Below are 12685 nucleotides of genomic sequence, written 5' to 3'. Positions count from 1 at the left end.
GAGGAGTTGTTCTCACGTGACCGAGCATGTGTGGAGTTACAAGTCGACGTCGGGCCACCTGGCCGGGACCGATCTCACCGGCTACAAGGTCGAAGCGGTCGACGGCAGCATCGGCAAGGTCGACAAGCACTCCGACGAGGTCGGTGACGCCTACCTGGTCGTCGACACAGGGGTGTGGATCTTCGGCAAGGAGGTCCTCCTGCCGGCGAGCACCGTGATCTTGATCGACCCGGAGCAGCGGACGATCCACGTGGAGCGCACCAAGGAGCAGATCAAGGACTCCCCGGAGTTCCACCGGGACAAGCACCTCGGCGACGCCGGCTACCGCGAGCAGTTGGGCCTCTACTACGGTCCCGCCGGCCCGTTCGGCGGCCCGCTCGTCTGACCCGCGAGGAGGACGGGGCCCGGACTCGACGAGTCCGGGCCCCTCTTCGTCAGATCTCTCTGTCAGGTCTGTCCGTCAGGTCGCGGGATGCGTTCCGACGGCCTGCCGCAGGTAGGCCACGTGCCCGCCCAGCGCGCCGGTGACGGCCACGGCGGCCAGCCCGCCCAGCGACCACAGCCGGCCCTTCGCCGAACGGCCGCGGAGCCGCGCCGTCAAGGACGCGGCGTAGCAGGCCACCGCGGCCGCGTTGGAGACCGCGTGGGCCAGCCCGACCCGGGCCTGCTCCGGCGGCAGGTCGGCCCAGTCCACCCAGCCGGCCATCGCCGCCGGGGCGACCCCCACCAGCCCGACGCCGGTGAGGGTGGTCGCCGCATGCTGCGCCCCCGGTACGACCTCCAGCACGGCGGCCGACAGCCAGCAGCCGATCGGCACCTGTACCAGTACGGGATGCAGGGGGTGGCCCAGCGGCCTGCCGCGCAGCAGATCACGCATGCCGCCCAACGGGAGCGCGCGGATCCCCCGCTGCATCACCCTGATCGCCGGATCGGCCACCGTCGTCCGCTCGATCCGGTCCAGGGCCGTCAGCCAACATGCCGATGCGGTACCGAGCGCCGAGGTCTGCCCGGCCGGCTTCTCGGTACCGGGGACGTGTGAGTTCATACCCGACGCCTACCCGGAGCCGCGCGGCCATCCCACCGTGGCCCCGACTGCACCCGAACGGACGGCCCGCCAACGGCGCAGCCGTGACGGGCGTCAGGTGCCGGGCACCGCGGCCGAGATCGCCGCGAGGGCCGAGCCGGGGTCCTGTTCGACCGCGAGGTCGCCCAGGGTGACGACTCCGACGAGGTCGCCGTCCTCGGTCTCCACGGGCAGGCGCCGCAGCGCGTTCCGGCGCATGAGATCGACGGCGTGGTCCACACCGTCGTCAGGCCGTACGGTGACCGGCGCACTGCTGCACACGGCCTGCACGGTCGTCTCCGCGGGATCCCGGTTCTCGGCCATGGCACGCACGACCAGGTCCCGGTCGGTCAGGATGCCGCGGAGCCGGCCCTCGTCGACGACGAGAACATCCCCGATGTCGGCGTCCCGCATCACCCGCGCCACTTCCGCCAGCGACGTCGACTTCTCGACGGCCACCGGATTCTTGGTCATCACCTCGTGGACACGACGGACACGTCGGGTCATGGATCCTCCCACTGCTGGGCGCCGGTGGCTCACGACTGGCGCTGGAACCGCCGGGCGCGGTGACTCCTCGGCTGATGCGCGACCTCCATGACGAATCCGCTGCGGGGCCGCGTCGGAATCCGGCCCAGGGGGATGGACAGGTCCTGCTGGGGTACGGCGAAGTCCAGATCGGCCAGGGCCGGCGCGAGCGCGGCGAGCAGGGAAACGGTGATGTCCTCTCCGGGACAGCGGTGGCCGGTGCGCGCGTCGCCCCCGCCCTGGGGGATCAGCAGGTCGCGGTCGGGCTCGTGACCGAGGAAGCGCCCGGGGGCGAAGTGGTAGGGCCGTTCCCACAGATCCGGGTCGTGGTGGTGCCCGTACACGTCGAGGAGGAGGTGGGTCCCGGCGGGGATCTCGTGACCGTCGAGAGTCAGGTCGTCGACGGCGATGGCTCCGATGAAGGGGATGAAGGGGTAGAAGCGCCGGACCTCGTGGGCGAACGCCCGGGCGTACGCCGGCCCACCGGCACGCAGCTGTTCGCGCCCGCCGGGATGGCGGTGGAGGGCGTGGGCGGCGAAGACGGCGAACCACGCGATGGCCACGGTGGGACGGATGATGTTCAGCAGCTCCACGGCCGCCGTGTGCGGATCGAGCGGGGCGCCGTCCTGATCGCGGTGCCCGGCGACCGCTTCCAGCGGGCTCCCGGCCACGGCCGCGTGCCGGGACGCGGAGAAGATGCCGTCCGGGTGCGGTCCGGTTCCGCGGAGGTCGACGACGGCGGCGGCGAGGGCCTGCTCCTGGCGGCGCCGGGCGTGTCGGGCCCGCAGCCGCCGGGGTCCGGCTCCCGCGGAGCCGTCGATCATGGTGACGCAGTCCTCGGCGATCTCCCGGGCCGCGTCGTCCGGGACCGGCAGCCCCACCCAGTCGCAGACCGCCCGGGTGAGCAGTGCGGCCACCTCGTCGAAGAGGACCACCCGGCGGCCTTCCCAGCCCGTCACGGCTTCGCGCCAGCCGCGCTCGACGCCCTCGGTCAGGGCACGGACGGCGCCCGGCGACATGAGGAGGGAGACGAACAGCTCCTTGCGCACCCGGTGTGGCGGCCCGTCCAGGCTGTGCACCGCCCCCTCGCCGAAGAGCGGGTCGATCACCTGCGCGGGCAGGGCACCGTGCCGCCGTACGTGGTCCGTGTCGTAGAAGAGGGCGACGGCCCCGGGCCCGTGCACGAGCGCCGCCGGACGACCGAACAGGTGGGTGCGGACCACGGGCGCACCGTGATGGGCCCGACGCAGGTCGGGACCCCATGCGTAGCCGTGGGCCAGCAGGGACAGGGTGCTGTCGGTCAAGAGAGCGGACATGTTCTCCACCTACCTGGTCACGTACCCCGTTACGGTCACGGTCACGGTCACGATCATGTCGATGTTCACGGCCACGGCCACGGTCAGACCGCCTGGGATGCGAGCTCGTTGTAGGCCAGATGGGACAGGTCCGTGGCCCGGACGGTGACCTGGATGCCGTCGAGAAGGTCCTGGAGGACGGGATCGGCCGAGGCATAGGCGAGCTTGTGCGCCGGCAGCGCAGCGTCGGGGATCCAGAAGATCATCACGAGGTCGCTCCTGCGGGCCCCGTCCGATGCGGCGAAGTGCAGGTCGTACACGACGAACCTGGGCTCGTCGGCCGGCAGCGACCCCAGCATCTCCTCGTGCGTGAGATTGCCCTGGCTCTCGACGACAACCGTCTCCAAGGGCTCGTTCAGCCGGTAGACGACCGTGTTGATCTCCCGTTTGCTCTTCAGCTCCTGCAAGGCGCTCAGGCAGCTGCCGTCCACGGTGATACCCGAGCTGCTCACGGCGATCCGCTCTCCTCGGTGTGATCGGCTCCCTGCGGATGCTGCCGGATCTGTTCCTCGCGGCCGATCCCCGGGCGTTGCCGCTTGGCGGAATGGCCTGCGGCACCCGGGCGACCGGAGTCCCCCGTACGGCCGACTACGGCCTCGTCCGCTGCCTGGCGGGCCGCGCGGTCCCCGCTTTCGCCGACGGCCTCCGACGGCGGGGTGGGCGCGCGGTGACGCTGCTGCTTGGGCTGGCTCATGTCGCACCTCCTCGATGCACCCGGGCCGGTCTGCTCGCGGTACGCGGGCCCGCTCGCGTCGGTCCTCACACGGCCTCAGTCGTCGCGGGGGCTCACCCAGCGGGTGCCCTTCCCGCGCGGCTTCTCGGGCTGCTGCGGCCGGTCGAGACGGCTGGCCTCGTCCGTGTCGGCGGCGGCCGTCTTCCCATCATCGCGGCGGTCGCCGCTCGGCGCGTGTCGGTCATGTGCCTGCCCGTGGTGCCCGTGGTGCAGCGGGACTCCTCCCGCACCGCCCTGCTCGTCCATGGCCGTCCTCCTCGCTGCTGCTCCCCGAGGCGCTCGTGCTCCTTGAGGCGCTCCTGCTTCTCGCGCCCCTGCGGGGCGGCTGCCCGGCCCCCGGCCGGCGAAACCCCGACGCGGCCGCACGCCATCGGGCCGGTGTCCGTCATGGCGCCGCCTGATCGGCGGCCCAGGCCGGTACGGGCGCCGGCGGCAGCGACCACCGGACCAGCCGGACCGCCGCCCGGGCCACGGGCCGGACCCACCACCGCTCCAGCGGGAGCCGCCGGGGCAGCCCCAGCTCCGCCCGGGCCCAGTCGGGCAGCAGTACGACCGCACCTGCGGCCAGGGCCGCGTACGGCAGGCGCAGCGCCCACGGCAGTGGCGGGCGGCGGAGGATGAACCGGGCCGCGTCCCTCGCTTCGGGGGTGCCCCGGAGCTGCGGCCGCTGCTCCTCGATGCGCGCGGCGAGTTCCGCGACGGTGCGCGGCGGGTCGGTGACGCCCAGTGCCGCACCGACCAGCGCCATGCCGGCCACGTACGCGTCCTGATCCGGGCCGCTCAGCGGTCGGGCCCCGTACTGCTGGTGGGAGTGCAGGAAGCAGCTCAGCTCGGCGTCGTGCACCCACGCGAGGAGGGCCGGATCCGTGGCCGCGTACGGCTCGCCCCCGGGAGCCCGTCCGCTGACCGTCCTGTGTACGGCGATGACCCGCTCGACCGCGCGTTGGGCGTCGTCGGCCGTGCCGAAGGTGGTGAAGGCGAGGAAGGTGCTGATGCGCTGGAGCCTGCCCCAGGGGTCTTCCCGGTAGGCGGAGTGCCGGGCCACGGCGGCCATCGCCAGGGGGTGCAGGGACTGCAGGAGCAGGGCGCTGATCCCGCCGACGAACAGGGCGGCGTCGGCGTGGACCCGTCGCACGGGGTGGTCCGGCCCGAACCAGCGGGGACCGGGCGTGAGGTGGATGCGTTTCCGGGTGGCCGGGCCCTCGGGCCCCGCCACCCGCAGGAACAGTGCCTCGCCCAGCCGAGCACGGGCACCTGTGACGACCGTCCTCCACTGGCCCATCAGGCTGAAGGGGCGCCGCGTCGCAGAGCCGGTCACGGCGAGTCCGGCTCCGGCGAGTCCGGCTTCGGCGAGTCCGGCTCCGGGTTCCGGAGCGCGGGCCGGGACCAGAGCGCGTCGATGCCTTCGGACTCCGGCCGCAGTCCCAGCTCGCGCAGCTGGTTGACCGCCGACATGGCGGCGAACATCGCATTCGGGTTGGCGCCGTCGCCCCCCAGTTCGGCGGAACGTTCGGCGAAGCCCGTCGTGAACGCGCTCGGCCGGACCTGCCCGCTCTCCCCGGTCAGCCCGAGTGTCGCCGCCTGCAGGGCCGTGGCCTGCTCCAGCAGCCCGTCCAGGTAGGACACGACCTCGGCGCCCCGGCGCAGGGCGAAGGTGTGCCCGTCGGTGAGGACTGCGGCTTCCCCCTCCTCGAAGAGGAGCGCGACGGAGCCGAGGACGGTCTGGAGCTTGAGCTGGTCGGCGTCGGCCATCGCACCGCAGGGGCCGTTGCCCTCGTCGGACAGGTGGAGGACCCCGCAGTCCCGCAGGTGCACGATCACATGTCCGGCGCAGTGCCCCTGACTGCGCAGCACGCGGACCGCGCCGTCGGCGAAGGTCCAGCCGGTGAAGCGGAGCGAGCCGATACGGATCCGCTCCGGCGGCAGCTCCTCGTAGGTGCGGGTCGTCGCGCCGAAGGGCCGCAGCGGCTGAAACAGCGACAACAGCTTGCCGGCCAGCGCGGACGGCGCGGGCAGGGGCGCCAGCCCGACGATGCGGTCGAAGGACCGCACCCAGTACCCCGACGGGTCCCGCATCTGGTCGAGGTCGGGGGCGGGTACGTAGTGCTCCACCGGCACACCCCACTCGTCGGCCAGGTCGTTGTTGCCGACGTGGTCCAGGTGGCCGTGCGTGGTCAGCACCAGGACCCGGGACCAGCTCCCGACCCGCTCCGTCGCCTCCCGCAGCGCCGCGCGGAAGGCCGCCGTGACGCCGGTGTCCACCAGCACCAGGGTGTCGCCGACCCGGTGGACGAGGGCGTTGGCCACGTCCGGCTGATCGTGCTCGACGGACAGTTCCTGCCCGAGGACCAGCACGGTTCGCTCGTCGATTTCGATCAGGTCACCGAGCGCGGTCATGGATCCTCCCGCGGTCACGTCCGGGTCCCACCACCGGTCTCCTGCCGATCACGTACCGATCACGCGCTCCCCCGCGCACGAGCCTACGCCGCGCCGGGCGTGGTGTCCCGACGCTGCGCACCGCCCTCCCCGTCCGGGCGGCGCCGTCAGCAGCGACGGGTCTGGTACGGCACGGGCGTCGGTACCGGTGCGGACGGTGTCGGGCACCGGCGCAAGGCGACGAGAAGGGTCGACGCGATGCCGCCCGCCACCACGAACAGCGTGGTACGGATCCCGTCGGCGACGGCGATGCGCAGCTGCTCACCGGAGAGGCCGTCGAGACCGGCGGTCGCGACCAGGACGAGGACGGCGAGGCCGACGGCCGCGCCCACCCCCGAGCCCGTGGAGGCGATGCCCGAGGCGATGCCCTGCTGTCGGTCGGGGATTCCGGTGGCCGCGGCGATGAACATGGCGGTGAAGACCACCCCGTCGCCGATGCTGAGGGCCACGAGGCCGGGGAGGAGACCGACGTACGTACCGTTCGGCGAGATCGCGAGGCCGAGTAGGACCGCACCGAGCGCGCCGATGGTGAGGGCTGCGGCCAACGTGCGCCGGAGACCGAACCGGGTGACGAGCCGGCCCGCGGTCGCCGAACCGGCCACCACCACCGCCGTCGGGACGAGGAAGCCGGCGCCGGTCTGCAAGGCGTCGTAGCCCAGCACTTCCTGGAAGTAGAGGGAGAGGAAGTAGAGCACGGATCCGAAGGTCGCCATGAACATGAAGGCGATGACGACACCGGTGATCAGGTTGGGGTTGGCGAGCACCCGGGGCGGCATGAGCGGGTCGGAGCTGCGCCGCTCGATGACGACGAAGACGCCGATCAGCAGCAGGCCCGCGGCCGCGCTCACGACGATGCCCGGCGAGAGCCAGCCCCATCCGGGGCCCTGCACGAGGGCGAACACGACGAGTGTCACACCGAGGGAAATGCTGAGCGCACCGGGCAGGTCGAACCTGCGGCCCTTCTCGCGTTCACCGTCCCGGGGGATCACCACGAACGCGAGGAGCAGCGCCGGGCCGGCCAGGGCGACGTTGACGAAGAAGACCGCTTCCCAGCCGAACACCTGCGTCAGCAGACCACCGAGCAGCACCCCGATTACGAGTCCGGCCGCGCCCGAACCTCCCCAGATCCCCAGGGCGCGGTTGCGGGCCCGTCCTTCGGCGAAGGTGGTGTTGATGATCGCCAGGGTGGTGGGGAACACCAGGGCTCCGCCGAGCCCTTGGACCGCGCGGGCGGCGAGGAGCACCGCGGGGGTGGTCGCGAGTCCTCCCGCGAACGCAGCCCCGGCATAGAGCGCGAGGCCGGTGGCCAGGATGCGGCGTCGTCCGAGCAGGTCCGCGGCACGCCCGCCGAACAGGAGGAAGCCGGCCGAGGCCACCGCGTAGACGCTGATGACCGCCTGGAGCGTCTGCGCGGAATAGCCCAGGTCGGCTGCGATGTCGGGGAGCGCCACGACCACGATGTACTGGTCGAGCGAGACGATCAGCATGGCGAACGACAGGAGTACCAGCGTCGCCGTCTGACGGTCCCAACCGAGGCCGCCGGGTGCAGAAGAAGGCGCTACGGGTCCCACGGCAGCACTCCTGACTCGCCGGGAGGGGCGGCTGCCACGACCCTATACAGCCGGACCATCCCCATCCCGGCAACGACCCACGCGGACGGCGGGTGCGGCCGCCGTCCGCGTGGGTCATCGAGGCGCCACGGACTGCGCCCGTTCAGGCCCGGGACGTACCGGACAGGGCCTCGTCGGCCGCGGCCCCGGCGGGGACGGTGGCAGCAGCCGCAGGCGTGGCAGCCACCGTGGGTACGGCTCGCGGCCAGCGGCGGTCCGCCGCCTTCTGCACGCGGCGGCCGAGCCGCTGCATCGGCATCTCGACCAGGCGGTACATCAGGTAGCTGACGGCCATGACGACGCCGAGGAAGATCGCCGTCCAGACGATCCGGCCGAGCGTCGAGGACGGCTGCGGGGGAACGCCCACCAGCGGTTCGACGGTGCGCAGCAGCGGGATGTGCAGCAGGTACACCGAGAAGCTGATCGCGCCGAGCCAGGTCAGCGCCTTGGGGAAGCGGCGCTCCCGGAGGAGGAAGCCGATGCCGAAGAGCACCCAGGCCGAGAGGTAGGCGATCGACCAGGCCTTCCAGCCCGCGGACCAGGTCCGCTCCAGAGCCTCGCCGTGGTTGTACAGCCATCCGACCACGATGCCCGCGACGACGACGAAACCGCAGGACAGCAGCGCCGGGACCCGGGCGAGCTGTCCGTGCTGCGCGCGGTACACGACGGTACCGGCGAACATGGTCGCGAAGATCATCCAGGTCTCGAAGGCGGGGGCCCGGCTGTTCAGCGTGATGAGGACCAGGCCGACTCCCGCGAGCACCAGGGCGCCCGCTCCGGTCGGCATGCGCCTGCCGCTGAGCACACCGACGAGGCCCACGAGCACGATCGGCGTCACGATCAGCACGAGCTGCCGGGCCGAGCCGAACTCCGCGCTCAGCAGCTGCGTGCCGACGGCCGTACCGACCGCGAGCGCGACACCGGCCAGCCCCACCGCGATCGGCGCACTGTGCCGGTGCAGGCCACGGGTGAACAGCGCGGTGACGAGGAAGTAGAAGACCATCTCGTAGCAGAGCGTCCAGGTGACGTTCATGCCGTTGATGACGCCGAGCAGGTCCTGGAGCATCAGGCCGTTCGCGACCAGCGAGGCCAGGTCGTCGCCGGTGCGCAGGAGCGCGACCGAGCCGTCCCCGGCCGGCAGCATCATGATCGAGAGGACGAAGGCGGCGATCAGGGCCGGGTAGATCCGGAAGATCCGGCCGATCCAGAAGGCGCGGACGTCGCCCCGTCGCTCCAGCGACGCCGGGATGATGTAGCCGCTGACGATGAAGAAGAGCATGACGCCGAACAGGCCCATGTCGAAGTTGCGCCAGACCATGCCCCCGAAGGGCAGCATCCTGAGCACGTCGAAGTGGTGCAGGGCCACGATCAGAGCGGCGATGCCACGGAGCGCATCCAGCCAGCCGAGCCGGGCACCGGGTGCGGCGGCCGGGGCGGCGGCCGTGCGCTGGGTGAGGGGGGATATGAACTTCACGCAGGGACGATAGCCGACCCTCGGGAGTGCCCCGTCGTCTTGGAGCGGCGGCGGTCGGTGGCTGGATCTGATCTCCGGTCCCTGGTCCCCGCCCACGCCCGCCGCTGCGGCCCCCGGTAGCACCCGGGTACGGGCGGGGCGACGATGGAAGGGCGGCCCTGGCCCTCGGCGCGGCCCGGCTTCCCGGCGAGGGACGGCGTCCCACTCGCTGTACGTGACACGCGGTACGTGGCATGCGGCACGCGGTACGTGGCCAAAGGGCGCCAGTGCCGGACCCCACCGGCGACGACTTACCGGGCCCGAGGGACCTGCCCGGGGCGCCGGGCGTGCGGCCGCGGCTTCCCGATTCATCCCGTTAAGGAAGACTCATGAACCGTCGCACACGCCTCCTCGTCCTCAGCCCGCTCGCGGCGATCACACTCGTCGCTGCCCCGACCGCCCTCGCGGCGGTCGCCCAGTCCCCGTCGGCCGCCGTCCCGGCCGCGACGTGTTCCACCTCCGGTGTCCTCGACAACGGGAAGGTGCACCTCTCCGGGGGCGGCTTCACCCCGGGCCCGGCGTACGTATACGGGTCGGCCGGCTTCGGCGGGACGGTCGACATCGCCGAGAACGGTGGCTTCCAGGTCATGAACGTGCCGCCCGGCCAGTACAGCATCCGGCAGGGTGGCGAATTGACCCAGTGCAGCGGCTGACAGATCGTCGGGCCCTGTCCCCGCGCCGGGTTGCCTGGTCTCCAGGCGGGCCCTGCGACGCGTCGAGAACAGCCTGCCGGCTCCGTCCCAGGGGTGGATGCGGCCACGGTGGCCGTACGACACCAAGGAGAGCCGGCATGACGATCCAGCGCATGGACAACGTCCTCATCGTCGTCGACGACCTCGACGTTGCCATTTCGTTCTTCGTCGAACTGGGGATGGAGCTGGAGGGCAAGGCTCCCGTCGAGGGGCGTTGGGCGGAGCGGGTCATCGGGCTCGAGGGCGTCCGGCAGGAGATCGCGATGCTGCGGACCCCGGACGGCCACGGCCGAATCGAACTGGCGATGTTCCACACGCCGAAGGCGATCAGCGCCGACCCGAAGGACGCACCGGTGAACACGCTGGGCATTCGTCGCATCATGTTCGCCGTGGACGGCATCGATGACGTCGTCGCCCGCCTGCGGCGCACCCACGGCGCCGAGCTCGTCGGCGAGGTGGTCCGGTACGAGGACAGCTACCGCCTCTGCTACGTCCGCGGCCCCGAGGGCATCATCGTCGGACTGGCCGAACAGCTCAGCTGAAGGCCGCAGAGGTCCCGCCCTCGAGAAGGGTACGAAGGGTGGCGGAGGGTGACATGCGGGGCCCTGGGCGGTGAGGCGCCCCACAGGACCCAGGTCACATACGAACGGCGGTAGTGGACCGCGAAGCGCCCACGCCAACCCCCCTCACGCCCACCCCCGGGCCTCGACTGCGAGGTCGGCTAGTACACGAGACCTTTGCCAGGGCGCCGCGTCGTCGGTAGAACTGGATGAGTCGCCGGGCGGCACGGGTGTTTCACCCGCCGCCGACGAACCCCTCTCCACCGCGTGAGTGGCTCACGCATGCTCCGGCATGCCGCGACCGCCCTTGTCCCCTGTGGAAGGTTTCTCCGTGTCCAACGCTGTCATCCGCCGTATCGCCGCTTCGAAGAAGACCCTCGTGGGTTCCGTCCTCGCCCTGGGCGTCGCCGGTTCCATGCTTGCCGCGGTTCCCGCGCAGGCTGCCCCGACGAGTGCCAAGGCGATCGCCCAGCAGATGATCAAGGACCCGGCCCAGTTCGCCGCCTTCGACAAGATCATCTCGCATGAGAGTGGCTGGGACCACACCGCCACCAACGCCTCCTCCGGCGCGTACGGCCTGGCCCAGGCCCTGCCCGCGTCGAAGATGGCCTCCGCGGGCGCCGACTGGAAGACCAACCCGGCCACCCAGATCAAGTGGGGCCTGGACTACATGAACGAGCGCTACGGCAGCCCCGTCGGCGCCTGGAACTTCTGGTCCGCCAACCACTGGTACTAAACCACCAGCAGACATACCAAAGACGCTCGGCCGGAACCTCCTCCGGCCGGGCGTCTTCGCGTGTACGGTCGCCAGCCCCGCCAGAAACCGTCGCGTCAGGCTAGCCGCAGTGGGGGACCAGACGGCAAGGTCCCCGCCGGGCTGCGCGACGAAGTGCCATCCTCGCGGTCCGCTGATCTGCCAGGCTTCGAAGGACGGGTCGGCCGAGCAGTTCAGATGCATGCCACTGTCGAAGACCATGCGCAGGTCGCCGGACTTGAACGCGACCGCGGAAAGGACTTTCGCCCCGAACAGTGGCAGGGCCGCAGCCACGTCCTGGGCCTCCGGCGTCAGAGGCAGGCCAGGGTTGGTGAGGAGCGACCCGGAGGAGAGCTGAGCCGGTGCTTCAAGCACGACCTCCCACCATCGTCGAGGGTGAGCGTCAGCCGGAAGTCGATGCAGATCCTGGCGACACCCATGCCTCGGAGGCAGCCCAGGATCCACCGGTCCTCATGCTCGGACGGTTCTGACGGCCCTTCCGCCGTTCCGTGATGCCTACGCTCGCTGGCATGGAACGTCGCCCCCCATGAGGGGGAGACGCCTTCCACGCTCGGGGGATCCGCAGGCCCAACGCATCCGGTTGTCTGGGGGTATGAAGAAAACGACAAGACATCTGCTCGCTCTGTTCCTACTGACCTGCTCACGGCCACCGGCCTGTCCGCGCCGGCTCTGGCGCGTTCGGCGGACCCGGCGGACAGCGACATCCGGGACCGGATCGAGGCCGTCCCCGGAATACGCGTGCTCGGCGAACGGCCCACCGCCCCAGGCCAGGTCGTCCTCGACCTCAGCTACCGGCAGCCCACCGACCATCGGCACCCCGACCAGGGTTCCTTTGAACCGACGATGCCCTCTACGCCTGGGTCGCTCAGGTGACCCAGTTGCCCGGCTACACCGACCAGACCCCCCTCAAGGACCTCACGCCGTACTTCTACCAACTGGGCACCCAACTCGGCCTATGTGCCGCGGGACATACCCCTGCGGTTCCAGCCCTCGGCGATGGCGGACATCGACCGCTGGGCGTGGTCTAGGGAGCCGTACTGGGGAAGGAGTGGCCACCCGTGCCGCCGTATCCGCCTGGGTGGTTGCTCCAGGAACGGCTGTCAGCGCGTTGGCGAGCGTCTTGCATGGCGGTGCTGGGGTTGTTGGCTCGTCCTATGCGCTTGACGGGGTCGGGCCTGGGCGTGGACTTGCCGATGCGCTTGATGCTCTTGACGGGCGGGGGAGTGCCGTCGGTGGTGGCGACGTGGGGGGTGGTCTGAGGGGCGGCATGTGCGGTGGTGGCCAGGGAAGCGCCTCCGCCGGCCAGGAGGGCGGTGATCAGCAGAGGGGCGAGGCGTCGGGTCCTGGCGGTCATGGGGATGCTCCTGGATTCGGGGGAGAGGGGCGCGGGCGGCTGCACGCCTTCCTGCGCTGTCCGGTGTGA

16 protein-coding genes and 1 pseudogene are annotated in these 12685 nt (G+C 71.5%); 5 read left to right on the top strand and 12 right to left on the bottom strand.

Features of this window, described 5'->3' with window-relative positions; all coding sequences use genetic code 11:
- The first annotated feature begins 16 nt into the window (after positions 1 to 16).
- Positions 17 to 385, top strand: coding sequence for a PRC-barrel domain-containing protein (locus tag ACFYZ4_RS09750; RefSeq protein WP_390783500.1), 369 nt, complete (start codon positions 17 to 19; stop codon positions 383 to 385).
- A gap of 75 nt (positions 386 to 460) precedes the next feature.
- Here the strand turns inward: ACFYZ4_RS09750 and ACFYZ4_RS09745 are convergent, their stop codons facing one another.
- The 10 genes from ACFYZ4_RS09745 to ACFYZ4_RS09700 form a co-directional block, all read right to left on the bottom strand.
- Positions 461 to 1045 carry a DUF2231 domain-containing protein gene (locus ACFYZ4_RS09745; protein WP_390783499.1) on the bottom strand — a complete coding sequence of 195 codons (585 nt, stop codon included), beginning with the start codon at positions 1043 to 1045 and terminating at the stop codon, positions 461 to 463.
- Positions 1046 to 1138: 93 nt separating this feature from the next.
- Entirely contained in the window at positions 1139 to 1570 is a 432-nt protein-coding gene (locus tag ACFYZ4_RS09740; RefSeq protein WP_351302333.1) for a CBS domain-containing protein, read from the bottom strand.
- A 29-nt stretch (positions 1571 to 1599) separates the two neighbouring features.
- Entirely contained in the window at positions 1600 to 2904 is a 1305-nt protein-coding gene (locus tag ACFYZ4_RS09735; protein WP_351302336.1) for a cytochrome P450, read from the bottom strand.
- Positions 2905 to 2987: 83 nt separating this feature from the next.
- Positions 2988 to 3395 carry an actin depolymerization factor/cofilin-like domain-containing protein gene (locus tag ACFYZ4_RS09730; protein WP_351302338.1) on the bottom strand — a complete coding sequence of 136 codons (408 nt, stop codon included), beginning with the start codon at positions 3393 to 3395 and terminating at the stop codon, positions 2988 to 2990.
- A complete protein-coding gene (locus ACFYZ4_RS09725; protein WP_351302341.1) occupies positions 3392 to 3637 on the bottom strand; it encodes a hypothetical protein in 246 nt (81 codons plus the stop codon). Before ACFYZ4_RS09725 ends, ACFYZ4_RS09730 begins: the two co-directional genes overlap by 4 nt.
- 75 nt (positions 3638 to 3712) lie before the next feature.
- Positions 3713 to 3922 (bottom strand): hypothetical protein, encoded by a 210-nt coding sequence (locus ACFYZ4_RS09720; protein WP_351302344.1) that lies wholly within the window; start codon positions 3920 to 3922, stop codon positions 3713 to 3715.
- A 139-nt stretch (positions 3923 to 4061) separates the two neighbouring features.
- Entirely contained in the window at positions 4062 to 4958 is an 897-nt protein-coding gene (locus ACFYZ4_RS09715) for an oxygenase MpaB family protein (protein WP_390783812.1), read from the bottom strand.
- A gap of 32 nt (positions 4959 to 4990) precedes the next feature.
- Positions 4991 to 6073, bottom strand: coding sequence for an MBL fold metallo-hydrolase (locus ACFYZ4_RS09710; RefSeq protein WP_390783498.1), 1083 nt, complete (start codon positions 6071 to 6073; stop codon positions 4991 to 4993).
- 146 nt (positions 6074 to 6219) lie between these two features.
- Positions 6220 to 7683 carry an MFS transporter gene (locus ACFYZ4_RS09705; RefSeq protein WP_390783497.1) on the bottom strand — a complete coding sequence of 488 codons (1464 nt, stop codon included), beginning with the start codon at positions 7681 to 7683 and terminating at the stop codon, positions 6220 to 6222.
- 142 nt (positions 7684 to 7825) lie between these two features.
- Positions 7826 to 9196 carry an acyltransferase gene (locus tag ACFYZ4_RS09700; protein WP_351302353.1) on the bottom strand — a complete coding sequence of 457 codons (1371 nt, stop codon included), beginning with the start codon at positions 9194 to 9196 and terminating at the stop codon, positions 7826 to 7828.
- A gap of 368 nt (positions 9197 to 9564) precedes the next feature.
- On the opposite strand from ACFYZ4_RS09700, the gene ACFYZ4_RS09695 reads away from it, so the two are divergent.
- From ACFYZ4_RS09695 to ACFYZ4_RS09685, 3 genes are all read left to right on the top strand, one after another.
- Entirely contained in the window at positions 9565 to 9888 is a 324-nt protein-coding gene (locus tag ACFYZ4_RS09695) for a hypothetical protein (RefSeq protein ID WP_390783496.1), read from the top strand.
- 137 nt (positions 9889 to 10025) lie between these two features.
- Positions 10026 to 10469, top strand: coding sequence for a VOC family protein (locus ACFYZ4_RS09690; protein WP_390783495.1), 444 nt, complete (start codon positions 10026 to 10028; stop codon positions 10467 to 10469).
- 310 nt (positions 10470 to 10779) lie between these two features.
- Positions 10780 to 11223, top strand: a complete 444-nt coding sequence (locus ACFYZ4_RS09685; RefSeq protein WP_384351298.1) for a transglycosylase SLT domain-containing protein — start codon at positions 10780 to 10782, stop codon at positions 11221 to 11223.
- 126 nt (positions 11224 to 11349) lie between these two features.
- Here the strand turns inward: ACFYZ4_RS09685 and ACFYZ4_RS09680 are convergent.
- Positions 11350 to 11616: pseudogene (locus ACFYZ4_RS09680) on the bottom strand (DUF6188 family protein); the annotation flags it as partial.
- Between the two features lie 384 nt (positions 11617 to 12000).
- Between ACFYZ4_RS09680 and ACFYZ4_RS09675 the strand changes: the two are divergent.
- Entirely contained in the window at positions 12001 to 12135 is a 135-nt protein-coding gene (locus ACFYZ4_RS09675; RefSeq protein WP_390783494.1) for a hypothetical protein, read from the top strand.
- 151 nt (positions 12136 to 12286) lie between these two features.
- Here the strand turns inward: ACFYZ4_RS09675 and ACFYZ4_RS09670 are convergent, their stop codons facing one another.
- Positions 12287 to 12616 carry a hypothetical protein gene (locus tag ACFYZ4_RS09670; protein ID WP_384343829.1) on the bottom strand — a complete coding sequence of 110 codons (330 nt, stop codon included), beginning with the start codon at positions 12614 to 12616 and terminating at the stop codon, positions 12287 to 12289.
- Between the last annotated feature and the right edge of the window lie 69 nt (positions 12617 to 12685).

This window comes from Streptomyces sp. NPDC001513 (assembly GCF_042894695.1).
Taxonomy (GTDB): Bacteria; Actinomycetota; Actinomycetes; order Streptomycetales; family Streptomycetaceae; genus Streptomyces.
Note: the sequence above shows the minus strand (reverse complement) of the source record. Positions and strands in the feature narration are given on the sequence as shown.

Bases quoted from the DNA above. Each gene is read 5' to 3' on its own strand.
- ACFYZ4_RS09745 (WP_390783499.1), bottom strand. From the start codon at position 1,045: ATGAACTCACACGTCCCCGGTACCGAGAAGCCGGCCGGGCAGACCTCG.
- ACFYZ4_RS09740 (WP_351302333.1), bottom strand. From the start codon at position 1,570: ATGACCCGACGTGTCCGTCGTGTCCACGAGGTGATGACCAAGAATCCG.
- ACFYZ4_RS09735 (WP_351302336.1), bottom strand. From the start codon at position 2,904: ATGTCCGCTCTCTTGACCGACAGCACCCTGTCCCTGCTGGCCCACGGC.
- ACFYZ4_RS09725 (WP_351302341.1), bottom strand. From the start codon at position 3,637: ATGAGCCAGCCCAAGCAGCAGCGTCACCGCGCGCCCACCCCGCCGTCG.
- ACFYZ4_RS09720 (WP_351302344.1), bottom strand. From the start codon at position 3,922: ATGGACGAGCAGGGCGGTGCGGGAGGAGTCCCGCTGCACCACGGGCAC.
- ACFYZ4_RS09715 (WP_390783812.1), bottom strand. From the start codon at position 4,958: ATGGGCCAGTGGAGGACGGTCGTCACAGGTGCCCGTGCTCGGCTGGGC.
- ACFYZ4_RS09710 (WP_390783498.1), bottom strand. From the start codon at position 6,073: ATGACCGCGCTCGGTGACCTGATCGAAATCGACGAGCGAACCGTGCTG.
- ACFYZ4_RS09695 (WP_390783496.1), top strand. From the start codon at position 9,565: ATGAACCGTCGCACACGCCTCCTCGTCCTCAGCCCGCTCGCGGCGATC.
- ACFYZ4_RS09690 (WP_390783495.1), top strand. From the start codon at position 10,026: ATGACGATCCAGCGCATGGACAACGTCCTCATCGTCGTCGACGACCTC.
- ACFYZ4_RS09685 (WP_384351298.1), top strand. From the start codon at position 10,780: ATGCCGCGACCGCCCTTGTCCCCTGTGGAAGGTTTCTCCGTGTCCAAC.
- ACFYZ4_RS09670 (WP_384343829.1), bottom strand. From the start codon at position 12,616: ATGACCGCCAGGACCCGACGCCTCGCCCCTCTGCTGATCACCGCCCTC.